This is a genomic window from Serratia sp. K1WW1 (genome assembly GCF_055790865.1).
The window spans coordinates 765,900-789,439 of sequence record NZ_CM147697.1 but is presented as its reverse complement, the minus strand read 5'-3'; the positions used below and the strand labels follow the sequence as shown (position 1 = coordinate 789,439).

At 53.8% G+C, this 23,540-nt stretch carries 20 protein-coding genes, 1 tRNA gene and 1 pseudogene; 8 read left to right on the top strand and 14 right to left on the bottom strand.

Annotated features, from left to right (window positions below; genetic code table 11):
• Positions 1–59: 59 nt before the first annotated feature.
• From hldE to ACX9GU_RS03590, 3 genes are all read right to left on the bottom strand, one after another.
• Positions 60–1,490 carry a bifunctional D-glycero-beta-D-manno-heptose-7-phosphate kinase/D-glycero-beta-D-manno-heptose 1-phosphate adenylyltransferase HldE gene (hldE, locus tag ACX9GU_RS03600; protein ID WP_024528276.1) on the bottom strand — a complete coding sequence of 477 codons (1,431 nt, stop codon included), beginning with the start codon at positions 1,488–1,490 and terminating at the stop codon, positions 60–62.
• A 683-nt stretch (positions 1,491–2,173) separates the two neighbouring features.
• A complete protein-coding gene (gene glnE, locus ACX9GU_RS03595; protein ID WP_473193863.1) occupies positions 2,174–5,011 on the bottom strand; it encodes a bifunctional [glutamate--ammonia ligase]-adenylyl-L-tyrosine phosphorylase/[glutamate--ammonia-ligase] adenylyltransferase in 2,838 nt (945 codons plus the stop codon).
• Positions 5,012–5,058: 47 nt separating this feature from the next.
• Entirely contained in the window at positions 5,059–6,366 is a 1,308-nt protein-coding gene (locus tag ACX9GU_RS03590) for a CYTH domain-containing protein (RefSeq protein ID WP_021806872.1), read from the bottom strand.
• Positions 6,367–6,644: 278 nt separating this feature from the next.
• Here ACX9GU_RS03590 and ACX9GU_RS03585 point away from each other — a divergent pair, with 278 nt between their 5' ends.
• Together ACX9GU_RS03585 and ACX9GU_RS03580 are read left to right on the top strand one after the other, a co-directional pair.
• Positions 6,645–7,262 carry a TIGR04211 family SH3 domain-containing protein gene (locus ACX9GU_RS03585; RefSeq protein WP_059201853.1) on the top strand — a complete coding sequence of 206 codons (618 nt, stop codon included), beginning with the start codon at positions 6,645–6,647 and terminating at the stop codon, positions 7,260–7,262.
• Positions 7,263–7,370: 108 nt separating this feature from the next.
• Positions 7,371–8,606 (top strand): multifunctional CCA addition/repair protein, encoded by a 1,236-nt coding sequence (locus ACX9GU_RS03580; protein ID WP_473193862.1) that lies wholly within the window; start codon positions 7,371–7,373, stop codon positions 8,604–8,606.
• A 28-nt stretch (positions 8,607–8,634) separates the two neighbouring features.
• On the opposite strand, the gene lldD is transcribed toward ACX9GU_RS03580, so the two are convergent.
• The 3 genes from lldD to lldP are packed head-to-tail and all read right to left on the bottom strand — an operon-like array spanning position 8,635 to position 12,226.
• On the bottom strand, positions 8,635–9,774 hold the full coding sequence (gene lldD / locus ACX9GU_RS03575) for an FMN-dependent L-lactate dehydrogenase LldD (RefSeq protein ID WP_021179494.1): 1,140 nt from the start codon (positions 9,772–9,774) through the stop codon (positions 8,635–8,637).
• 17 nt (positions 9,775–9,791) lie between these two features.
• A complete protein-coding gene (lldR, locus tag ACX9GU_RS03570; protein WP_473193861.1) occupies positions 9,792–10,574 on the bottom strand; it encodes a transcriptional regulator LldR in 783 nt (260 codons plus the stop codon).
• Positions 10,571–12,226: an L-lactate permease gene (gene lldP, locus ACX9GU_RS03565; RefSeq protein ID WP_179248508.1), complete on the bottom strand. Its 1,656-nt coding sequence runs from the start codon at positions 12,224–12,226 to the stop codon at positions 10,571–10,573. The genes lldR and lldP overlap by 4 nt, the downstream gene beginning before the upstream one ends.
• 309 nt (positions 12,227–12,535) lie before the next feature.
• Between lldP and ACX9GU_RS03560 the strand changes: the two genes are divergently transcribed.
• The gene (locus tag ACX9GU_RS03560) at positions 12,536–12,715 is read left to right on the top strand and encodes a type II toxin-antitoxin system CcdA family antitoxin (RefSeq protein WP_473193860.1); all 180 of its coding nucleotides are present in this window, start codon (positions 12,536–12,538) and stop codon (positions 12,713–12,715) included.
• 166 nt (positions 12,716–12,881) lie between these two features.
• On the opposite strand, the gene bacA is transcribed toward ACX9GU_RS03560, so the two are convergent.
• Complete coding sequence (gene bacA, locus ACX9GU_RS03555) at positions 12,882–13,709, bottom strand: undecaprenyl-diphosphate phosphatase (protein WP_422527672.1); 828 nt, start codon at positions 13,707–13,709, stop codon at positions 12,882–12,884.
• A gap of 140 nt (positions 13,710–13,849) precedes the next feature.
• Positions 13,850–14,209, bottom strand: coding sequence for a bifunctional dihydroneopterin aldolase/7,8-dihydroneopterin epimerase (gene folB / locus ACX9GU_RS03550; protein WP_021806879.1), 360 nt, complete (start codon positions 14,207–14,209; stop codon positions 13,850–13,852).
• A gap of 107 nt (positions 14,210–14,316) precedes the next feature.
• Here folB and plsY point away from each other — a divergent pair, with 107 nt between their 5' ends.
• Positions 14,317–14,955, top strand: coding sequence for a glycerol-3-phosphate 1-O-acyltransferase PlsY (gene plsY, locus ACX9GU_RS03545; protein WP_473193859.1), 639 nt, complete (start codon positions 14,317–14,319; stop codon positions 14,953–14,955).
• 32 nt (positions 14,956–14,987) lie between these two features.
• On the opposite strand, the gene ACX9GU_RS03540 is transcribed toward plsY, so the two are convergent.
• The 3 genes from ACX9GU_RS03540 to tsaD are packed head-to-tail and all read right to left on the bottom strand — an operon-like array spanning position 14,988 to position 16,917.
• On the bottom strand, positions 14,988–15,245 hold the full coding sequence (locus ACX9GU_RS03540) for a hypothetical protein (RefSeq protein WP_473193858.1): 258 nt from the start codon (positions 15,243–15,245) through the stop codon (positions 14,988–14,990).
• Between the two features lie 50 nt (positions 15,246–15,295).
• A complete protein-coding gene (locus tag ACX9GU_RS03535) occupies positions 15,296–15,865 on the bottom strand; it encodes a hypothetical protein (RefSeq protein ID WP_473193857.1) in 570 nt (189 codons plus the stop codon).
• 38 nt (positions 15,866–15,903) lie between these two features.
• Complete coding sequence (tsaD, locus tag ACX9GU_RS03530; RefSeq protein WP_021806880.1) at positions 15,904–16,917, bottom strand: tRNA (adenosine(37)-N6)-threonylcarbamoyltransferase complex transferase subunit TsaD; 1,014 nt, start codon at positions 16,915–16,917, stop codon at positions 15,904–15,906.
• A 324-nt stretch (positions 16,918–17,241) separates the two neighbouring features.
• On the opposite strand from tsaD, the gene rpsU reads away from it, so the two are divergent.
• The 3 genes from rpsU (at position 17,242) to rpoD (ending at position 21,339) form a co-directional block, all read left to right on the top strand.
• Complete coding sequence (rpsU, locus tag ACX9GU_RS03525; protein ID WP_001144069.1) at positions 17,242–17,457, top strand: 30S ribosomal protein S21; 216 nt, start codon at positions 17,242–17,244, stop codon at positions 17,455–17,457.
• Between the two features lie 137 nt (positions 17,458–17,594).
• Entirely contained in the window at positions 17,595–19,343 is a 1,749-nt protein-coding gene (dnaG, locus tag ACX9GU_RS03520; protein ID WP_223500410.1) for a DNA primase, read from the top strand.
• Positions 19,344–19,500: 157 nt separating this feature from the next.
• Positions 19,501–21,339 carry an RNA polymerase sigma factor RpoD gene (rpoD, locus tag ACX9GU_RS03515; protein ID WP_021179483.1) on the top strand — a complete coding sequence of 613 codons (1,839 nt, stop codon included), beginning with the start codon at positions 19,501–19,503 and terminating at the stop codon, positions 21,337–21,339.
• Between the two features lie 49 nt (positions 21,340–21,388).
• On the opposite strand, the gene mug is transcribed toward rpoD, so the two are convergent.
• Positions 21,389–21,877 carry a G/U mismatch-specific DNA glycosylase gene (gene mug / locus ACX9GU_RS03510; RefSeq protein ID WP_071682895.1) on the bottom strand — a complete coding sequence of 163 codons (489 nt, stop codon included), beginning with the start codon at positions 21,875–21,877 and terminating at the stop codon, positions 21,389–21,391.
• A 148-nt stretch (positions 21,878–22,025) separates the two neighbouring features.
• Here mug and ACX9GU_RS03505 point away from each other — a divergent pair.
• Positions 22,026–22,102: transfer RNA gene (locus ACX9GU_RS03505), tRNA-Ile, on the top strand.
• A gap of 254 nt (positions 22,103–22,356) precedes the next feature.
• Here ACX9GU_RS03505 and ACX9GU_RS03500 read toward each other — a convergent pair.
• Positions 22,357–22,486, bottom strand: a pseudogene (locus tag ACX9GU_RS03500) (cell filamentation protein Fic); the annotation flags it as partial.
• 444 nt (positions 22,487–22,930) lie between these two features.
• Entirely contained in the window at positions 22,931–23,248 is a 318-nt protein-coding gene (locus ACX9GU_RS03495; protein ID WP_473193856.1) for a hypothetical protein, read from the bottom strand.
• Between the last annotated feature and the right edge of the window lie 292 nt (positions 23,249–23,540).

Genomic DNA, 23,540 nt, shown 5'->3' with positions numbered 1-23,540 from the left:
CTGTTTACCCGTCGTCTTTTTCGGGCGCATTGCTCAGCGCCCCCTACAGTCAAAAAATATTAACCGCGCCCATCCTTGATGGCCTTGATGATGTTGGTGGTGGATAACCCATCTTCAAAGTTCAGTACCCGCACATCGCCACCGTTGGCCCAGACTTCAGCACTGCCAGCAATCTCATGCGGCTGGTAGTCACCGCCTTTCACCAGCAGGTCCGGCAGAACTTCGGCGATCAGGCGTTGCGGCGTATCTTCTTCAAACGGCACGACCCAATCCACGGCTCCCAGCGCACCCAACACCACCATACGGTTTTCCAACAGGTTAACCGGGCGGGTTTCCCCTTTCAGGCGTTTGGTTGACGCATCGCTGTTCACTGCAACGATCAGGCGATCGCCCAATTTGCGCGCATTCGCCAGGTACGAGACATGGCCTGCGTGCAGAATGTCGAAGATGCCGTTGGTCATCACCACTTTCTCGCCGCGTTGGCGCGCCTGCGCTACCGCTTTTTTCAGCTCGGCTTCGGTCATTACACCAAAGCCGGTTTCGGCGCGGCCACGAATGGCGTTTTCCAGTTCGACTGGCGAGACGGTCGAGGTGCCCAACTTACCTACCACCACACCGGCGGCGGCGTTGGCCAGGAAGCAGGATTCTTCCAGCGTATTACCCGCAGCCAAAGCGGCGGCCAGCACACCGATCACCGTATCACCGGCACCGGTCACGTCGAACACTTCCTGCGCCTGGGTTGGCAGATGCAACGGCTCACGGCCCGGTTGCAGCAACGTCATCCCCTGCTCGGAACGGGTGATCAGCAGTGCAGACAGTTCAAAGTCCGCCACCAGCTTCATCCCACGCGTCACCAGCTCTTCTTCACTTTGACAATGACCGACCACGGCTTCAAATTCGGACAGGTTTGGGGTCAGCAGCGTGGCGCCACGGTAACGTTCAAAATCGGTACCTTTCGGGTCGATCAGTACCGGAACCTTCGCAGCACGCGCCAGAGCGATCATGCCCTGCACCTTGCTCAGCGCGCCCTTGGCGTAATCAGACAGCACCAGTGCGCCAATCTGCGGCAATGCCTGCTGGATACGCTCCATGATCGGCTGCGGATCGACGTTGGAGAAACCTTCCTCGAAATCCAGGCGGATCAGCTGTTGGTTACGGGAAAGTACACGCAGCTTGGTGATGGTTGGGTGCGTAGGGACCGAGACAAAGTCACAGCGCACGTTAACTTCGTTGAGCTTGGCGCTCAGCGCACGCGCCGCGTCGTCGATCCCCGTCAGGCCCACCAGGCGTGAATTGGCACCCAACGAGGCGATGTTCATCGCGACGTTAGCCGCACCACCGGGACGCTCTTCGATGGTTTCAACCTTGACCACCGGCACCGGCGCTTCCGGTGAAATACGGCTGGTCGGCCCATACCAATAGCGATCCAACATGACGTCACCAACCACCAACACACCGGCGCGGCGAAAATCAGGTAGTGTAACTTTCATCCGATAACTCCAAACAAGTCATAAAAATAAATTCGGCAGATATTAGCATAATAGCCCGCAATACCCGTAAAAACTGTCCCCTCACCCCAACCCTCTCCCACAGGGAGAGGGAGCTGGTAGCCCCTGCTCGTTTGGCAGGAAAGCGATAATCTCAACACACTCGGTCGGTTCCCTCTACCACAGCTGTCTCTTATACACAACTTGGCATCTTGCTGTTTTATATGGGAATTATTTTAAGCTTATCATTTCCTCGCTCGAAAAAATTCTCTTTAAAATCAGCCTGCTATGTTTCTCAAATTACGGCTATTTGACCGCAATTTGAGATGTGTATAAGAGACAGCTACCACAGGGAGAGGGAGCTGGTAGCCCCTGCTAATTTGGCAGTAAAGCGATAATCTCAACACACTCGGTCAGTTCCCTCTACCACAGGGAGAGGGGGCTGATAGCCCCTGCTCGTTTGGCAGGAAAGCGATAATCTCAACACACTCGATCGCCCCTCAGCCAAGGTGAGTCACTATAATTTCAAACACACTCGACCGCCCCCTCAACCAAGGTGAGTCACTATAATTTCAAACACGCTCGACCGCCCCCTCAACCAAGGCGAGTCACTATAATTTCAAACACGCTCGATCGGTCCCCTCTCCCTGTGGGAGAGGGTTAGGGTGAGGGAACACATATGCCTCTCAGCCCAGCCATTTGCTCCAACTGACACGCACCTGCTCACGCTCGGCAGCAAACAGCTCGCTACTGACCTTGCTGGAATGCTCCTGCAACGCCAGATGATGGATCTCATCACGCATGGTGACATAGGCCTCGGTCAACGCCCGGGCCTCGTCTTCCAGCATGATGTCGTAATTGGCCATTAGCTCAAAAATACGCACGTTATCCGACCAACGCGTCAGGCGCGGTTCGCCCGCGGCATAACCTAAGACCAGGTATTGGGCAATAAATTCGATATCGGTGATCCCGCCTTCGTCCGCTTTGATATCAAACAGATCGCGCTGTTTGCTGCCCAGATGGTTGCGCATTTTCTCGCGCATTTCACGCACCTCCTGCTGCAGCTTGTTCACTTCACGCGGTTTGCACAAAATCTCGCGGCGGATCGCATCGAACTGCTGGTGCAGCGCCGGATCGCCATACACGATGCGCGCCCGCACCAGAGCCTGATGCTCCCAGGTCCAGGCTTCGTTACGCTGATAATCGGCGAAAGCTTCGACGGTGCTGACCAGCATTCCCGCAGCACCAGAAGGACGCAGACGGGCATCCACCTCATAGAGAATACCTGAAGAGGTACGGGTGCTGAACAAATGCATCACCCGCTGTGCCAGGCGCAGATAGAACTGGCGGCCATCGATGCAGCGATCGCCATCCGTCATTACGTCTGGTGGGCAATCCAGCAGGAACACCAGGTCTAGATCCGAGCTATAGCCCAGTTCCCAGCCCCCCAGCTTACCGTAGCCGATCACCGCAAACCCTAACCCCTCCCGCTCATGCAGATGGGTTGGTTGGCCGTAGCGCGCGACCATGTCTTTCCACGCCTGCTGCACCACCGCATCAATGATCGCCTCAGCCAGATAGGTTAAGTGATCGCTCACTTTCATCACCGGCAGCGCCTCGGCGATATCCGCAGCGGCAATGCGCAAGTGCTGTGCCTGTTTGAACTGCCGCAACGCTTCCAACTGCTGTTCTTCATCGTCTTCCGGCACTCGCAGACGATATTGGCGCAGTTCGCTACGATAGGCATCCGGAGCCACCGGTTGGTACAGCGTGGCCGGATCCAACAGCTCATCAAGCAACAGCGGATAACGCGCCAGTTGGCTGGCCACCATCGGAGATGCAGCACAAAGGCGGATTAGGTGGCTGAGAGCGGCATGGTATTCCACCAGCAGCTCGAGGTAAGTGGTGCGGGTCACGATGCTTAGCAACAGCTGGGTCAGGCGCGTCAGAGCCGTGGCCGCGTCCACGCGCGAACATACCTCGGCCAGCAAGCGTGGCATCAGTTGATCCAGCACGTCGCGGCCACGCGGACCAATGGTGCGTTTGTCCACGTCGTGGCGGAAGTCGGCGATGGAACGCAGCATCTGCCGCCGCGCCTCTTCGTCCAGATGGGGCGTCAGTGGTGCCAGCTCGTTCTCGTCCAGCGCATCCTGCCACAGGCTGTGATAATGCTGGTAGTTGGGATCTTCGCCTACGTCTGGGCTATCGTCGCCGATCAGGTCATCAAATACCGCACGGACCTGGCGCATATGCTCTTCCAGCACCACCATCAACGACGGCCAGTCTGGCTGATCCATTCCCCAGGCCAGGCGCGCCTGATCCAGCTCGTCCTGCGGCAGGGTCTGGGTCTGCTGGTCGGCAATCGCCTGCAACAGATTCTCCAGCCGCCGCAGGAACAGATAGCCGTCACTCAGCTCTGCGACCTGCTGCGCGGTCAACAGCCCCAGCTCGCCAACCGCCTGCAACGTCGGCAGAAGTGACCGCCCCTGCAAACTGGGCTCACGCCCGCCACGGATCAGTTGGAACACCTGGGTGATAAATTCGATTTCGCGGATGCCACCAGCACCCAGCTTGATATTGTCCTTCAGCCCCCGCCGCCGCACTTCGCGGGCAATCATGCCCTTCATATTACGCAGCGACTGGATCACGCTGAAATCGATATAGCGACGGAATACGAATGGCCGCAATGTCTTACGCAACTCCTGGCTGTAGGCATCTTCATGCCCCCCCATCAGGCGCGCCTTGACCATCGCGTAACGTTCCCAATCGCGCCCCTGCTCCTGGTAATAATCTTCCAGCGCGGCAAAGCTCATCACCAGCGGGCCGCTATCGCCAAACGGCCGCAGACGCATATCGACGCGGTAGACAAAGCCGTCGATGGTTTGCTGATCCAACGCTTTGATCAGCCGTTGCCCCAGGCGGGTAAAGAATTGAGCATTATCCAGCTCACGCCGCCCACCTTGGGTGTGGCCGTTTTCCGGATAGGCAAAGATCAGATCGATATCAGAGGAGAAGTTCAGTTCACCACCGCCGAGTTTGCCCATCCCCAGGATTAGTAAAGGCTGCGGCACGCCATCGGCATTGCAAGGTGTGCCCCACTCGCGGCAACAGGTTTGATAGAGCCAGTCACGGGCGCTGACGATCAGCGTTTCTGCCAGAGCACTCAGCTGTTGTAGCGTTTCCTGCGTGGTACATAGCTGCTGAGCCTGTGCCCAGGCAATGCGCACCAGACTCTCACGGCGGAACAGACGGAGCACACGCATAAGCTGCGCTTCGTCCTGAACCTCTTCAAGCTCATCCTGCAACCAGGCGGCATAGTGCTGCCACTCATCGGCCACCGGCGGCTGCTGGCGTAACGTTACCAACCATTCAGGATGGCCGAGCAACATGTCGCTGACAAAATCACTCGACGCCAGAACGCTTTGTTCTGCAGCGCTGAGTATCAACTCCGCGCCCTGAGTTTCCTGAAATCGCTGCACGATGTTCTGTGCCTGAAGCTGTAACGCAGCAGAGAGTGGCAACATAGTGAATGACCCGTTCTGTGGCCTGCAGCCCGGCAGGCCCGCTGGAGTTAACGAACCGCGCCGTTTAACCAGAATGGCGCATGGGATAATGCCTGTTTGCGGCTGGCTTCGTACCACCCCTGCCGACGCTCGGCAATGGCTGATTGCAGTTCGCGCCAGCTGTCGATATACGGCCCGGTTTCGCTATCCGGATAGGCACCAGAAAGCAGGATAAACGCCAGCACCTGGCGCGTCAGGCGTGGCAGTTGCTCTTGATATTCATCTTCATTCAGGGTGCGCGTAAAGGCTTCTTTCAGCTCTGCGGCGCTACGGCCCAGCATGATGTCGCTAAAACGCTTGAATGAACCATCCAGCTTAGCCTGCGATTTGGCATCGATAAACGGCCGCCATGCGCCGGTGATCAACCACGATGTGAGTGCCAACTTACATTGCAGATACTCCGTGCCGTAGCACAGCTCCTGCGGCTGGGTGGTTTTATCCACCAGCAAAGGTTCCAAAGCCGTCAGCCGAGCGCGCAGATCGGTGCTTGCCTTGCGCGGAACCAAGCCGCCAAAGATCACCAGCGCCTGGCGGATCAGGCCGATGGCTTCCATTACCGCACGGCGTGCCTGCTTGTCGCCACGCAGCCACAGCTCTTCGTGATACTGCCAATGGCTCAGCGCCAGCTCGAAAGCGGCCACCATGCCCTGTTCTACCGTGGACTTAGGTGCAGGCTTCAACACGCTTAATGGGCGTAGCTCACGTTCGGCATTGCCCTGCGCCAGATGATAGCCCCGAGCCGCTTTGCTGAGGCTGCCCTGGCGTAAACCACCCTGTTCCGCCAATGCGGTGGCCAATGCCAGCAAATCAGCAGTCTCACCGCTTTTCAGCTCCAACTCCAACTCGCATAACGGTTCGGCCAGTTCACCCGCGCGCACTTCACCTTGGTCGAGGCCAATCTCGATCTCGCTTGCGCCGTAAGTGACCACCCACTTTTCACGCACAAAGTCGGTGCGGAACAGCGGCTGCAACGCCTTTTGCAACGGGGCCAGCTTGCAGCCCTCCGGCCAGATATCCGCCGGGAATTTTTTCAGCGCCAGCGCGGGTTTGGCAATGGCGACGTTATATTCTGGCCGCTGGTGCAGCCCACCCACCACCGAACCGGCGGTTTTGATGGTCATTTCATAGCTATCGTCAAAACCGCGGATACGCAGGCCCATATCATGGTTGCGCAGGAAGTTGTCGGCGGTTTCATAGTAGATATTGGTCAGCTTCTGCGGCGCAGAATGCTGATTGGGCCAGGCGGCAATCCGCTCCGGTAGGCTGGCAATCGCTGCGGGGGAAACAATAAACTTCAGTTCTATTTCAACGCTCATAGTTCTTTTACACCAATAGGTTAGGCATTCGCGTGAGTCTTCACGGCGGCGGAGTCTGCCGGCCGCACTCAGCCCGACGACGCACAGTGAGAGTATCTTACCGCGATTCCCCCTGACTTGACTCTGCCAACTGCAGAAAAAACCTGTTACGTTATAGAATGCTGCGCAACTGACGGGATTTAGCATAGTAAGATAGTTCCCATTCCGGTTTTGGCGTTGCGCCGTCAGACTGAACGCTCTACTATCGTTCCATAAATCCACGCAGAAACGATGACATAATGCAGAAATTACGCCTGATTTGCCTTGCCGTGCTAAGTTTTAGCATCACTTGGGGCGCACATGCCGAAGATAAACGCTATATCTCCGATGAATTAAATACTTATGTCCATAGCGGCCCAGGTAACCAATACCGTATCGTCGGCACCTTGAATGCCGGTGAAGAAGTCACGCTGTTGAGCGTCAATGACAGCACCAGCTACGGCCAGATCCGCGATTCCAAAGGACGCAGCGTCTGGATCCCACTGGATCAGCTGAGCCAGACGCCAAGCCTGCGCACTCAGGTGCCAGAGCTGGAACAGCAGGTGAAAACCCTGACCGACAAGCTGGCCAATATTGATAATAGCTGGAACCAGCGCACCGCCGAAATGCAGCAGAAAGTGGCCGCCAGCGACAGCACCATCAGCGGCCTGCAGCAGGAAAACCAGGATCTGAAAAATCAGCTGGTTGTGGCACAGAAGAAGGTGAATGCGGTGAATCTGCAACTTGACGACAAACAGCGCACCATTATTCTGCAATGGTTCATGTACGGCGGCGGCGTTGCCGGCGTTGGTTTGCTGCTCGGCCTGCTGTTGCCGCGCCTGATCCCACGCCGCAAGAATAATCGCTGGATGAACTGATTGCAGTTCCGCCAGTTTAAGCGCCTTCGGGCGCTTTTTTATTGCCTGACGCATCCGTTGCCCAATTGATGTAATCTGATCAAACGAGCTATTGATAGGAGTTAAACCGTGAAAATTTACCTGGTCGGCGGTGCCGTCCGTGACACCCTGCTCAACTTACCGGTAGTGGATCACGACTGGGTGGTGGTCGGCGCAACGCCTGCCGATCTGTTGGCTCTTGGCTATCAGCAGGTGGGTAAAGACTTCCCGGTATTCCTCAACCCGCAAACCCATGAGGAGTATGCGCTGGCCCGCACCGAACGTAAATCCGGCCAGGGCTACACCGGATTTACCTGCTACGCCGCCCCGGACGTGACGCTGGAAGAGGATCTGCTACGGCGCGATCTTACCATCAACGCCATGGCACGGGGTGAAGATGGAGTATTGGTTGACCCCTATAACGGCAAGGCCGATCTCGACGCCCGCCTGTTGCGCCATGTCTCCGACGCTTTTGGCGAAGATCCGCTGCGAGTGTTACGCGTGGCGCGTTTTGCCGCCCGCTTTGCCTCCCTGGGTTTTACCGTTGCCCCTGAAACCAGCGCGCTGATGCAACAGATGGCCGAAAGCGGTGAACTGGCCTCCCTGACGGCGGAGCGCGTGTGGAAAGAGACCGAGAAGGCATTACAGAGCCAGAGCCCGCAGGTGTATTTCCAGGTGCTACGCGACTGCGGGGCGTTGAAAGTGCTGTTCCCGGAAATCGACGCCCTGTTTGGCGTGCCTGCGCCAGAGAAGTGGCACCCAGAAATTGATACTGGCATACACACGCTGATGACGCTGGCGATTGCCACCCAGCTCAGCCCCGAGGTAGATATCCGCTTCTCGGCGCTGTGCCACGATCTCGGTAAAGGCATCACGCCGCAAGAACTCTGGCCACACCACTATGGCCATGGCCCTGCGGGCGTCAGGCTGGTGGAGCAGCTTTGCCAAAGGCTGCGTGTGCCTAATCCAGTACGTGAGCTGGCGAAGCTGGTGGCGGAGTACCACGACCTGATCCACACGGTCAATAAACTGCGGCCAGAAACGCTGTTAAAACTATTTGATGCCATCGATGTATGGCGTAAACCGCAGCGGCTGGAGCAGATGATCCTCACCAGCGAAGCCGATGCCCGCGGGCGCACCGGTTTTGAAAACAACCCTTATCCGCAGGGCGATTACCTGCGCCAGGCCTATCAGGTCGCCAACGCGGTTTCGGTCAAAGAGGTGGTGGAAAGTGGCCTGCAAGGGCTGGCGATCCGCGACGAGGTCAAACGCCGCCGTCAGCAGGCGTTGGCGGACTGGAAGAAACAGCAAGAACCTCAGCCTTAGGTAAAACGGGCGCTGCATGCGCCCCTACCTATCCCTCCAGAACCAACGAATCACGGCTGATTTCAGCGATACTTTTCGCCCCCGTGAGCGTCATCGCTACGCACATCTCTTTTTTGATCAATGCGAGCAGGTTTTCCACCCCAGCCTGGCCTGCGGTTGCCAGTGCATAGAGATAAGCACGCCCAAGCAGCACACTATCCGCCCCGAGCGCGATCATGCGCACCACGTCTAATCCGCTGCGTATCCCGCTGTCTGCCAGGATGGTGATATCGCCCTTCACCGCATCGGCAATCATCGGTAGCGCACGAGCAGAAGAGAGCACCCCATCCAGTTGGCGACCACCGTGGTTGGAAACCACAATGCCGTCGGCACCAAAACGCACGGCATCACGTGCATCGTCGGGGTCGAGAATGCCCTTTATCACCATCGGCCCCTGCCAGAAATCACGGATCCATTCCAAATCACTCCATGAAATCGAAGGGTCAAAGTTGGCCCCCAACCACCCGATATAATCTGCTAATCCGGTGGGCTTTCCGAGGTAAGCGGAAATATTGCCCAGATCGTGCGGACGCCCATTCAGGCCAACATCCCACGCCCAGGCAGGATGGGTAACGGCTTGCCAATAGCGCCGTTGGGCGGCATAGGGGCCACTCATTGCCGAATGTGCATCGCGGTAACGGGCGCCTGGTGTCGGCATATCCACGGTGAATACCAAGGTGGTACAGCCCGCGGCTTTCGCCCGCTCCAAGGCATTACGCATAAATCCACGATCTTTCAACACATACAGCTGGAACCACATGGGCCGCTTGATGGCCGGCGCCACCTCTTCGATTGGGCACACCGATACGGTGGAAAGCGTAAACGGAATGCCTTGTTGTTCTGCGGCGCGCGCGGCCTGCACCTCACCACGGCGGGCATACATGCCACATAACCCAACCGGGCCAAGGACAACAGGCATAGCCAAGGTTTCGTTAAACAGCTTGGTTTCCAGGCTGAGCGCCGACATGTTCTTAAGAACACGCTGCCTCAATGCGACCTGAGCCAGATCTTCCACGTTACGCCGTAAAGTGTGTTCGGCATAAGCGCCACCATCGATGTAGTGAAACAGAAACGGCGGCAGTTTACGTTGTGCCGCAGCGCGATAATCCGTGGCTGCTGAGATAATCATCAACCGATCTCCCTTTGTTACGGTGAATTGTCATCAGGAAGGCGGGTTATACGCGCCTGCCTGGCCTCGTCTTCATGCAGATTTTTAATGGTGGAATGCACGAATCCCAGGTGAGATTTGGCCGCTTTACCCGCCCGTTCAGGATCGCCTGCCAGGATCGCCAGCAGCAGTTCCTCGTGCTGTTCAGTCAGCCGGGTGAAAATCGTCGGCTGGGTGTACATACGCTGGCGGCTATGCATGACGGAGGAGCGCATTAAATCGAAAAAGCCGCGCATGGTTTGCAGCAACACCACGTTGTGTGAAGCCTCGGCAATCGCCAAATGGAAGCGCACATCCGCCTGAGCGGCAAGTTCAGGATGCTCGCTCTCCTTAAGCGCCAACATGGCGTCAAAGCAAGCCTGTAGCTTCTCCTTGTCTGCGGCGGTGGCGCGCATTGCCGCGTGCCAGGCGGTGCTGGCCTCAATGGCATGGCGAGCTTCCAGAATGTCATAACGATAGTCAGGATCGTCGGCAACCAAGGGTCTCAGCGGTTCCACGATGCATTGCTCCGACCAGGGGGAAAGCTCGTCGCAGACATAGGTTCCGCCGCCACGTCGGCTGATAAGCGCTTTTTCACCAATCAGCTTTTGAATCGCCTCACGTAAAGAGGAACGCGAGACGCCCAACTCGTTGGCCAACTGGCGCTCGGCAGGCAGGCGCATCCCCATTTCCAGTTGGCGTTCGCGGATCATCACCTTGATACGTTCAACCAAGCGATCGGCCGAGCGTAGTGGATCAGTGGGTTGAAGATTTACAGTCATGGGATCATCCAGGTCAGCCAGTAAGCCTGAAGCGTAGTAATAACCCCCACCATACAGGTGAAGATCAGGCTGTGTTTTACCGTAAAGCGGAACAGGTCCGACTCTTTCCCCACCAACCCCACGGCGGCACAGGCAATCGCGATAGACTGTGGTGAAATCATTTTGCCTGTGACTCCGCCGGTGGTGTTAGCCGCAACCAACAGCACATCCGAAACGCCGATCTGCTGGGCGGTGGTGGCCTGCAGAGCGGCAAACAACGCGTTGGACGAAGTGTCTGAGCCGGTCAGGAATACGCCCAACCAGCCAAGGAACGGTGAGAAAAAGGTGAACGCGCTGCCGGTATGCGCCAATGCCAGCGCCAAGGTTGCCGACAGACCGGAATAGTTGGAAATAAAGGCAAAGGCTAACACCATGCCAATGGAATAGATGGGCAACATCAACGCCTTTAGCGTTTCAGCCAGCGTGGTGAGCGCATCTTTGGGCTTCATGCGCAGGTAAATCACAGAGGCGATCGCAGCAACCATAATGGCGGTGCCGGTGGCAGAGAACCAGTCAAGTTTGAAAACGGCGACATAAGGCGTGATGTTTGCCACCACCGGCGGCATTTTGGCCACCAGCTTATCCAAAAAAGGCACCGGAATAGAGAACACCCAATCGTACAGCGCACCACCTTGAGCGAACAGCGCTTTAAACGGCGGGATGCTCCACAGGGTGACCGTAGCAGTCAGAAAAATAAACGGCATCCAGGCGCGAATAATCTGCCCTAAAGCATAGTGCTGCTGCACCAGCTTTTGGTCGACTACCGCCCCCTCTGCATTATCGAAGCGGAACAGGCGTTTTGGCTGCCAAACCCGCAGAAACAGCGTCAGGCATACCAGTGAAACCAGCGAGGAGATGATGTCTGGCAACTCTGGCCCAAGAAAGTTGGAGCTGAGATACTGCGCCAAGGCAAAGCTTCCCCCCGCCACAACAACCGCAGGCCAGGTTTCTTTAATGCCGCGCCAACCGTCCATAATCGCCATGATCCAGAACAGCACGATAATCGTCAGGAACGGCAATTGGCGCCCAACCATCTGGCCGATTTCAAAGCTGTCCAATCCGGTCACCTGGCCCGCAACAATAATCGGGATGCCCATAGCGCCGAAAGCCACCGGGGCGGTGTTGACGATCAGGCAAAGCCCTGCGGCATACAACGGATTGAATCCCAGCCCAACCAACAAGGCGGCGGTAATGGCTACCGGTGCGCCAAACCCGGCGGCACCTTCCAGAAAGGCACCAAAACAGAAGCCGACGATCAGCATCTGTAAACGTTGATCGGGGGTGATAGAGAGAATGGAAGAACGGATGATGTCAAACTGCCCGGTTTTCACCGAAATCTGGTAGACAAAAACCGCGGCAATAATGATCCAGGCTATCGGCCACAGCCCGTAGAAAAAACCATAAACCACCGCAGCGAGCGCTCGGTCAATGGGCATCCGGTAGAGGAATAATGCCACCAGCAAAGCTATCCCAACGGTTAACGTTGCTGCAATATGCCCCTTGAGTTTCAGCTTAATCAACGCCAAGAAAAAAAACGCAATGGGCAGTGCAGCGATCGCACTTGATAACCAGATATTACCAATGGGATCATAAACTTGTTGCCAGACTTCCATGTAGTTAACTCCCGCGATTATTTACATACTCCTCCGCTTAATGGGTCGTACCAACAGGGCGAAGTCATATAATTGATAACCGATAGTTAACTCACTGTTAAAAACATGCAATGTGTCTGTTTGGGTTTTTGCCGTTTATGTGCCAGAGGTTCACATTTTTCCGGCATTGGTCGGACCAAAATAGGGAGAAGGAAGGCTAAGATGAGCAAGGCTGAGCATCCCCATAATCCTCATAAATTGGGGCCCCTCACGCTATCGCTTTTTTAAATATGTGTATGATGTGGTGCAGACAACAGCAGGAGTACATACATGACAGTAAATAATAGGCTCACTAATAATACTGGTATTAACCTTAACGCCAGCTTTGCTGCCAAACTACATAATCACGCAACGAAAAAATGGCAGGAAGAAAACAAGGGAACTCTCGAGGCATTAAATCGTTTTCATGATGAACACGGCTGTTTCAGCGATGAGTACAGAACGTTTTAACAATGCAATTCACCGTCTACTGCAAAAACGGCAATAGATTTTCTCATTGATGGAATTTGAAGCCACTGGTAGCGACCAATCGAATGCGCCAATACAAGTAATTTGAACATAGTGGGCAAAGAGCCCACTATTGGAGAGGACAAAACGTTCGAGCCGGGTGCCAGGATTAATGAATAAACACCATGTAGACCGCCGCCGCGACGATAAAGCGGTAGATGGCGAAAGGCACAAACGAGATACGCTTGATAAGCTGCAGGAAGGTCTTGATTGCAATTAACGCCACCACAAACGCAGTAGCGAAACCGACGGCAAACATCGGCAGGTCATTGAGCGTCAGGAAGTGCAGGCTCTTGTACAGATCCAGGCCGCTGGCCCCGAGCATCATCGGCACCGCCAGAATAAAGGAGAATTCAGAGGCCGCATAGCGGCTCACGCCAACCAGCATACCGCCCGAAATGGTAGAACCGGAACGGGAAAAACCAGGCCACAGCGCCAGACACTGGAAGCAACCGATCAAAAATGCCTGCCGATAGGTAATATCATCCAGCCCGACCGCGCGCGGCTTTTTCGGTTTCAGCCATTCGGCGGCCAGCAGCAACAGCCCCCCAACGACCAAGGCATACATCACGTTTTTTGGTTCAAACAGGGATTTGATCACATCGTGGAAGATCAGCCCCAGGACGACCGCCGGGATCATCGCCAGCAGGATATGGCCCAGCTTCAGCCGCCCTGCAGTGTGCCCTTCATGGGGGACCGGTTTGCCACCAAAGTGAATGCCGATCAGGCCAAACAGACGGCGCCAGAACACCACTACCACCGCCAGGATCGAACCCAGTTGGATAATAACTTCGAAGGTTTTCGCCTTATCGCCGGTAAAACCCAGTAACTCACCAACGATAATCATGTGCCCAGTTGAAGAAACTGGCAGGAACTCTGTAAGCCCTTCGACTACCCCAAGCACGAATGCCACAAACAATGAATGCATGTCCGCCATCAGACCACTACCCCATTTCAAATTTAACGCTATTAAAGGTACAAGCACAAAAAAGCGGCAGTGTTCAATACCTTGCCGCTTAAACAATTCTAGTTACAGACCAGCATATCGGTCTTTAGTTGCATATTGGTGACAACTTGTCAGGCTGGGCGCTGACCGCGTTCGATGATCACCCCAACCCGGCTGGCGTGCGCGACTGCACCCGGCTTGCTGACCTTAATACGGACCCAGGGAGATTTAAAGCGCCGTAGCAAAATTTCGGATACCTCCTCTGCTACCCGTTCCACCAGCGCAAAACGATTGGGCTGCACATGCTGGATGACCGCATCGCTGATATCGGCATAGCTCAGGCAATCATTCACATCATCGCTGGCGGCCGCCTGGCGGTTGTCCCACGCCATTTCGATATCGAACACCAGCTTTTGCGCAATGGTTTGTTCCCAATCATAAACGCCAATGGTGGTGATCACGGTAAGCTCTTCAATAAATACGATATCCATCACGTCATTCTCAGTTTTTGGCCTTGCCGGATACCACTTCCGACGGAATATGCGTATTATCCATAGATGTTGCGAGTAAAACGACCATTATTAAACGGAACCGCGTTATGAGTGCTACCGCGCTTGGCATGATTATCTTCGCGTATCTGTGTGGCTCAATTTCCAGTGCGATCCTGGTTTGCCGGATCGCCAGGCTGCCAGATCCGCGTGAACATGGATCGGGAAATCCAGGGGCGACCAACGTCCTGCGTATCGGTGGCCGCCTGGCGGCGGCTACGGTGTTGGTGTTCGATATACTAAAAGGGATGCTGCCAGTCTGGTTGGCTTATGCATTCAACGTCCCACCGCTGTATCTGGGCCTGACGGCGATCGCCGCCTGTCTTGGGCATATCTACCCGGTGTTCTTCCACTTCCGTGGGGGCAAGGGCGTGGCGACGGCGTTCGGTGCCATCGCACCGATCGGCTGGGATCTCACCGGCCTGATGACCGGCACCTGGCTGTTGACCGTGCTGCTGAGCGGCTATTCCTCGCTCGGGGCGATCGTCAGCGCGCTGATTGCGCCCTTCTACGTCTGGTGGTTCAAACCGCAGTTTACTTTCCCGGTGGCAATGCTCTCCTGCCTGATCCTGATGCGCCATCACGACAATATCCAACGCCTGTGGCGTGGGCAGGAAGGGAAGATCTGGGGTAAGTTCCGCAAGAAGAAAGACGGTGTTTTAGAGCAGGAAGAAAAACCGGAAGAGTGATCAAACAAGGCTGGGGACTCCAGCCTTTTACATTATGCTTTCTCGGGATACCTCAAGGAGTTATACACCCCCTCTGGCTCCGATAAATAGGTAACCTTTGTCAGCGCAGGTGCAGCGCGAACCATAGCCGCGAATAACTCACTTTTCGAGACGTTGATGCTTTTACCACGCGGCGTGATCGCGGTGGCGCTGAAACCGTTTGGCCCTTCAATGATAGCAGCAGAACCCTCTGCGCTAACAATGTGATTAGAGAGTTCAGATATCTTGATTTTTGCTGTTCTACTGACCATACCTAACTCCTTTTCGCATTGTTGCTCAAGTTGTCATTATTGCTCATATTTCACTCACCATCAACCAAAGGCAATTGAAGCCTTGTGAACCAGGAGGCGAGCTCATCTGCCGAACGGTACAGTATTAACTTTTCCCCATCGGTGATATCGACAAACTCATGTCGATTAATATAGTAATCCGCCACGCGCTCGTTAATCGGACACATCAATCTAACGCCTGTTCCCCCTGTATCGGCCAGGAAAAAGACAATCGTGACAAGCGAATAGGTCAACATGTTGCCATCAAGTATCGAACCTTGCGGCGAAAAATTTTGCAGCATGTTTACATTTAAAACCTGTTCTTCCTGAACATACTCACAAACACAAGCACCTGCGGGTCGATCTGCCGAATCTACCAGTTTGAAAGAAAAGTTGAACGCTTCCTCGTCATACAAAGAAGCGTTTGCCATATCCCAAGGGAGCCTTCTCTCCTCTGGCAAATTACGTACCATCGCCATGCACCATTCCAAATCCTGCTGACTCAATGCATTTGCCAAAAGAGGCAATTGAGTAGCAAGAAAATACCGATTGGTTGTTGCGATGGCATCAGCCCCATACTGACGTACTGTTAGGTTCGGCATCTTTGGTTCCATCCATTAATGCAAAATGTGATTTGTTTTTACACCGCAGGCAGCTCTGCCAGCGGCCAACGTGGGCGTACGGTAACGCCCAACTCCGGGTTACCCCCGTTTTTCATTCGAACCATCCCGGCATAAGCGATCATGGCCCCATTGTCGGTGCAGAATTCCGGGCGAGCATAGAACACTTCGCCACCGCGTTTTTTCATCAACTCTGCCAGCTTGCTGCGCAACGTGCGGTTGGCGCTGACGCCACCGGCCATCACCAGGCGTTTAAACCCTGTCTGCTCCAGCGCGCGTTTACATTTGATCGCCAGCGTATCCACCACAGCATCTTCAAAGGCACGGGCGATGTCGGCACGGGTTTGATCGTCGTTGCCGTTAGAGCGGATGGTATTGGCGGCAAAGGTCTTCAGGCCGGAGAAACTGAAATCCAGCCCTGGACGGTCGGTCATTGGGCGTGGGAAGGTAAAGCGCCCTTCAGTCCCCTGCTGCGCCATTTTCGACAACATCGGTCCACCAGGATAATCCAGCCCTAACAGCTTGGCGGTTTTGTCGAATGCTTCGCCAGCGGCGTCGTCGACCGACTCCCCCAGCAAGGTATATTCACCAATCCCGGTCACGCTGATCAGTTGCGTATGGCCACCAGACACCAACAGCGCCACAAACGGAAACTCCGGTGGGTTGTCTTCCAGCATCGGTGCCAGCAAGTGGCCTTCCATATGATGCACCGGCACCGCAGGCACGCCCCAGGCAAACGCCAGTGCGCGGCCAATGGTTGCCCCTACCAACAAGGCACCCACCAAACCCGGTCCGGCGGTATATGCCACGCCGTCGATATCACCCGGCTTCAGGTTCGCCTCTTTCAGTGCGGCCTGGATCAGTGGCACTGTCTTGCGCACGTGATCGCGGGAAGCCAGCTCCGGCACCACACCGCCGTAATCGGCATGCAGTTTCACCTGACTGTAGAGTTGGTTGGCTAACAAACCGGCTTGATCGTCATACACTGCAATACCGGTTTCATCGCAGGACGTTTCTATACCCAATACGCGCATTACATTTCCCATCATTCACGTGCGGCCGCCAGTTTATCACAATCAACGCCATTTACCGCCAGCCTGCAGCACCCTGGCCGCCATGGTGCGCTATGTCGATGATTCACAAGGTTGCCCACCGGGTGATTAAAAACGAGCAATTTTTTCTGATTAGTCTATAATCGGCGGCCGATGCATAATTGCGCGAGTTTGCCGGAACGCGGCGTGTTTCAATTTGCTATGGTGCTTTACAAAGCAGCATCCATTGAAGTAAAATTCCGCACCATTTTGAAAAGGCTGGCGCTTGGCCAGCAGCAAACCGAATTCTATTGAGGTGAGAGGCACATGCCGGTAATTAAAGTACGTGAAAACGAGCCATTTGACGTTGCACTGCGTCGTTTCAAACGCTCCTGCGAAAAAGCAGGTGTTTTAGCTGAAGTTCGTCGTCGTGAGTTCTATGAAAAACCGACTACCGAACGTAAACGCGCTAAAGCTTCTGCAGTAAAACGCCACGCGAAGAAACTGGCTCGCGAAAACGCACGCCGCACTCGTCTGTATTAATCCTTCGGGGGTAACCCCACCGCGTGATTTTTTTCTTTTTCAAGAACACGCAGACCGAGTAGTTGCATACGAAGGCCGTGCTTTCCGAAAGGAATGCGCGGCTTGTTCTCGTTTATAGGCAATCGTAACAGGGGCTTATGGCTGGACGAATTCCGCGTGTATTTATCAATGACTTGCTGGCTCGCACCGACATCGTCGATCTGATCGACGCCCGGGTAAAGCTTAAAAAGCAGGGCAAGAACTATCACGCGTGCTGTCCGTTCCACCACGAAAAAACGCCTTCATTCACCGTTAATGGCGACAAACAGTTTTATCACTGTTTTGGTTGTGGAGCGCACGGTAACGCCGTCGACTTCCTGATGAATTACGACAGACTCGAGTTTGTCGAAACCATCGAGGAACTGGCCACCATGCACGGGCTGGAAGTGCCTTACGAGGCAGGCACCGGACCGACGCCAATCGAACGCCATCAGCGTCAAAGCCTATATCAACTGATGGAACAGCTCAGCGCGTTCTATCAACAGTCACTGCATCAATCCAACGGTACGCAGGCGCGTAACTACCTGCAACAGCGCGGATTGAGTGACGACGTTATCCGCCATTTTGCCATCGGCTTTGCACCTGCCGGTTGGGATAATGCGTTAAAACGTTTCGGGCGTGATACCGACAGCCGGGCAGCACTGAACGATGCCGGAATGTTGGTGACTAACGATCAAGGGCGCACTTACGATCGCTTCCGCGAGCGTGTGATGTTCCCCATCCGCGACAAACGCGGGCGGGTAATCGCTTTTGGTGGACGCGTACTGGGCGATGGTATGCCCAAGTACCTGAACTCGCCGGAAACCGAAGTATTCCACAAGGGCCGTCAGTTGTACGGCCTGTATGAAGCACAGCAGAGCCACGCCAACCCGCAACGTTTGCTGGTGGTCGAAGGCTATATGGACGTGGTGGCGTTAGCGCAATATGGCATTGATTATGCCGTTGCCTCACTCGGAACCTCGACAACGGCTGAACATATTCAGCTGCTGTTCCGCGCCACAGATAACGTTGTCTGCTGTTACGACGGCGACAGGGCTGGCCGTGAAGCCGCCTGGCGTGCGTTGGAAACCGCACTGCCCTATCTGAACGACGGGCGTCAGTTACGGTTTATGTTTTTGCCAGACGGCGAAGACCCGGACACCCTGGTCCGTAAAGAAGGCAAAGACGCCTTCGAACAGCGAATGGAGCTGGCGCAGCCGCTTTCCACTTTCCTGTTCGAAACGTTGATGCCACAGGTAGACCTGAGCAGCCCGGATGGCCGTGCCAAACTGAGTACCTTGGCGCTACCGCTGATCACTCAGGTGCCGGGCGAGACATTACGTCTCTACCTGCGCCAACAGCTAGGCAGCAAACTGGGCCTGCTGGACGATAGCCAGCTCGACAAGCTGATGCCCAAACAGGCGGAAAATGCGAATACTTATCAGGCGCCCCAGCTAAAACGCACAACCATGCGTATACTGATAGGATTACTGGTGCAAAATCCGCGTTTGGCTACACTTATCCCTTCTCTGGAAGGGCTCGAGCAGACTAAACAGGCGGGTTTACCGCTATTTGTTGAACTGGTGCAGACCTGTTTAGCGCAGCCGGGCCTGACTACCGGCCAGTTGCTGGAGCTGTACCGAGATAACAAATTGAGCCAGCAGCTTGAAACCTTGGCGACATGGAACCATATGATCGTTGAGGAACAAGTTGAGCAACACTTTTTAGATACTCTGACGAATCTCTATGACTCGGTGCTGGAGAAACGTCAGGAAGATTTGATCGCACGTGACAGAACGCATGGCCTGAATGCAGACGAACGCAAGGAACTCTGGTCATTACAACTGGCATTGGCGAAGAAAAACTGAATACCAAACGGCTTAAGTGCCGATAAATGCGAGGGCAGAGCCCTGCAATATGCCGCCACAGTGGGCCGCGGCAACAACAAAAACGCCCCAAATGCTATTGTTGGCGGTTTCGCCGACCGACACCAACCCAAATACTCTGAAGTGTGGATACCGTCTTATGGAGCAAAACCCGCAGTCACAGCTTAAACTTCTTGTCCAACGTGGTAAGGAGCAAGGCTATCTGACCTATGCTGAGGTCAATGACCATCTGCCGGAAGATATCGTCGACTCCGATCAGATCGAAGACATCATCCAGATGATTAACGACATGGGCATCCAGGTGATGGAAGAAGCACCGGACGCCGATGACCTGCTGCTGGCTGAAAACACCAACAGCACAGACGAAGATGCGGAAGAAGCTGCCGCTCAGGTGCTGTCCAGCGTAGAATCTGAAATCGGGCGTACCACTGACCCAGTGCGCATGTACATGCGTGAAATGGGTACCGTTGAATTGCTGACGCGTGAAGGCGAAATCGACATCGCCAAGCGTATCGAAGACGGCATCAACCAGGTGCAGTGCTCGGTTGCTGAGTACCCTGAAGCCATCACCTATCTGCTGGAGCAGTACGATCGTGTCGAGGCTGGCGAAGCACGCCTGTCCGATCTGATCACCGGCTTCGTCGATCCTAACGCGGAAGAAGACATCGCCCCTACCGCTACTCACATCGGTTCTGAATTAACTACCGAAGAGCAGGACGACGACGACAAAGACGAAGATGAAGAAGACGAAGCTGAAGACGACAACAGCATCGATCCTGAACTGGCACGCCAGAAGTTTACCGATCTGCGCGATCAGTACGAAGCCACTCGTCTGGTTATCAAAAAGAACGGCCGTAGCCACGCCAGCGCAGCAGAAGAGATCCTGAAGCTGTCTGAAGTGTTCAAGCAGTTCCGCCTGGTGCCAAAACAGTTCGACTTCCTGGTCAACAGCATGCGTACCATGATGGATCGCGTTCGTACGCAAGAACGTATCATCATGAAGCTGTGCGTTGAGCAGTGCAAAATGCCGAAGAAAAACTTCGTCACCCTGTTCGCCGGCAACGAAACCAGCGACACCTGGTTCGCAGCGGCACTGGCAATGGGTAAACCCTGGTCAGAGAAGCTGAAAGACGTTAATGAAGATGTTCAGCGCAGCCTGCAAAAACTGCGTCAGATCGAAGAAGAAACCGGCCTGACCATCGAGCAGGTGAAAGACATCAACCGTCGTATGTCGATCGGTGAAGCGAAAGCCCGCCGCGCGAAGAAAGAGATGGTTGAAGCCAACTTGCGTCTGGTTATCTCGATCGCCAAAAAATATACCAACCGTGGCCTGCAGTTCCTGGATCTGATCCAGGAAGGCAACATCGGCTTGATGAAAGCGGTAGACAAGTTTGAATACCGTCGTGGCTACAAGTTCTCAACTTACGCCACCTGGTGGATCCGTCAGGCTATCACCCGCTCTATCGCCGACCAGGCACGTACCATCCGTATTCCGGTGCATATGATTGAGACGATCAACAAGCTCAACCGTATTTCACGCCAGATGCTGCAAGAGATGGGCCGTGAACCAACGCCGGAAGAGCTGGCCGAGCGTATGCTGATGCCAGAAGACAAAATCCGTAAGGTACTGAAGATCGCCAAAGAGCCGATCTCCATGGAAACGCCGATTGGTGATGATGAAGATTCACATCTGGGCGATTTCATCGAGGATACCACCCTCGAGCTGCCACTGGATTCTGCCACTTCTGAAAGCCTGCGTTCTGCCACGCACGACGTCCTGGCTGGCCTGACCGCACGTGAAGCGAAGGTGCTGCGTATGCGTTTCGGTATCGATATGAACACTGACCACACGCTGGAAGAAGTGGGCAAACAGTTCGACGTTACCCGTGAGCGTATTCGTCAGATCGAAGCCAAAGCGTTGCGTAAACTGCGCCACCCAAGCCGTTCAGAAGTGCTGCGTAGCTTCCTGGATGACTAAGGTTTAACGACCTCGTAAAAACCCCGGCTCGCCGGGGTTTTTTTATGCCTTATTTTAACGCCAGGAATAGCTCGCGGTAACTCTCGGTAAGCTGCTCCAGCGTGGCACGATTCAATCCACTGGGATTAGGCAATACCCACACCTCGGTTTTACCCAGCATCATCTCCTGACGCCCCCAGGCGGCATTACGCACGCCAAACGCACTGCTGAATGCCTGTTTGCCCAGGATCGCCAAAGCACGAGGTTGGTAACGCAGAATTTTTTCTTTGAGCACCTCACCGCCACCGCGCAGTTCATCGCGTGAAAGTTCACTGGCCGCCACCGTTGGGCGCGCGACCAGAGCGGTGATGCCACAACCGTTTTCTTGCAACTGCAGCCATTGTTCCGGGGCCAACTGGCGATCGGTGAAACCCGCCTGATGGATCACTTTCCAGAAGCGGTTACTGCCATTGGCAAAAGGATAGCCCTGATGGGCAGAGGAAAGGCCAGGATTGATGCCGCAGAACACCACCTGTAGGTTTGGCGCCAAGAGTTCCATGAGTATCACCAGTCCGTTAAAAGGAATTAACCGCGGTTATCGCAAAATCTGCCTGCAATTACAACAGGCTAGAACTGTGCATAAAAACATCATATGGTTTTATGGGTGTAGACCTGCATCCCATGATTACCGTATAATCACGCCGCTTGGCCCCTTAGCTCAGTTGGTTAGAGCAGGCGACTCATAATCGCTTGGTCACTGGTTCAAGTCCAGTAGGGGCCACCAAATTTTAGCTTTAAAATCATATGATTAAGCCATCCTTCAGGGTGGCTTTTTTATTGGCATATCAACCTGTGCCCCCTTTTCGTCCCCCCAGTGAGGCAAAAAGGCGAGCGATTATCTTTATTTAATATTCTACAAACTCAAATCTACCGTGCCATTGCCAGTTCAACCGCTATCGAAACAGGTGTTTCTGTGTAAAAAATTGAGCAGCAACTCAAACAAAATCAGGTTCAGGCTAAAGCTGTAGGGCTCGCTCGTTAATCTGGCAATATGTCGCTCGCCAATTGCATCATAGGACTGTAGTTGCCAGATAGACCTGCCTGCACGCCCATTTCCTTCCCGAAAAAGGTGGATTAGAATAAATTCCACATGGTATTTAGCGCTATACTGTGACTCCCTGCAGCACTTCGCACTATTGAAGGTTAATACCTTTCAAACCGATGTCTTTCGCCAGCAAGGTTATTATCAAGCATTCATTGGAATTTGATATTTTATCATAATAATGAAATCACGTTATAATATACCCCTTCATTATCAATTTGGTTAGGATTATCTTGACACCTAGAGTTTCTATACCAAGTTCTTTAGCTACATGATCTAAAGATGAGTATTCCGGTTTTATTTTTACCAGGGCTAATAACTTAGCCTCTGTTTTGTTTTATGAATAATTTATTTTCAATATCATTGAGATAGAGGCAATACCACAGGTGCTGCCAAACTGTTGCCTATCTACCCCTTGAAACCTAAGTTCTAAATACGAACTATTAGCACAGCAACTTGAGATCAATATGAGTAAAAAGATAAACAACCGCGTCTTTTTAATAAACACCATTAAATGACTCCAGCCCATGAAAGAATAATGCGCATTACGAATAAAAAAGGTAGCATCAGGTAAGTCATGTATAAATCTACAAAAGATTTCAATGACAATCTGTTAGTATTATTCAGATGTTGAATAACCAGACCAAAAAATACAAAAAGACAAATAACAAAGAAAACCGATTTAGCAGCACTATAATAATATACAGTGTAACTAAGAACACCTGTTGCGATAGCCAAATAGACCTTTTTTGATTTTGCTATATTCTTATTGAATGCGAAAACACCAAAAAAAGCAAGAATGATAAAAGCATTGGCCAAAAACCACATCAGCGTGTCCTCTTATTAATTCATTTTCCTTTATTCAAGCGATTAAAAACCGTGATCGGTAGAAGACACTTCAGCTGCCTGGGTTGAAGCAACCACTCCTGTGCCTGTCACCACTGTTATGAAAACAATTCTTGAAATAATAATGATAATCATTCCGATTGACTATTTTTTGATAGTGCAACCATGAAAATTAAATGTCAAGAATTTAATATGACTGTGTGCATTTTTTTGCTGCAATGCACAAGGGGCAACGAAAACCGCGTCACCCCTTGTTTTCTATCCTAACAGCCAG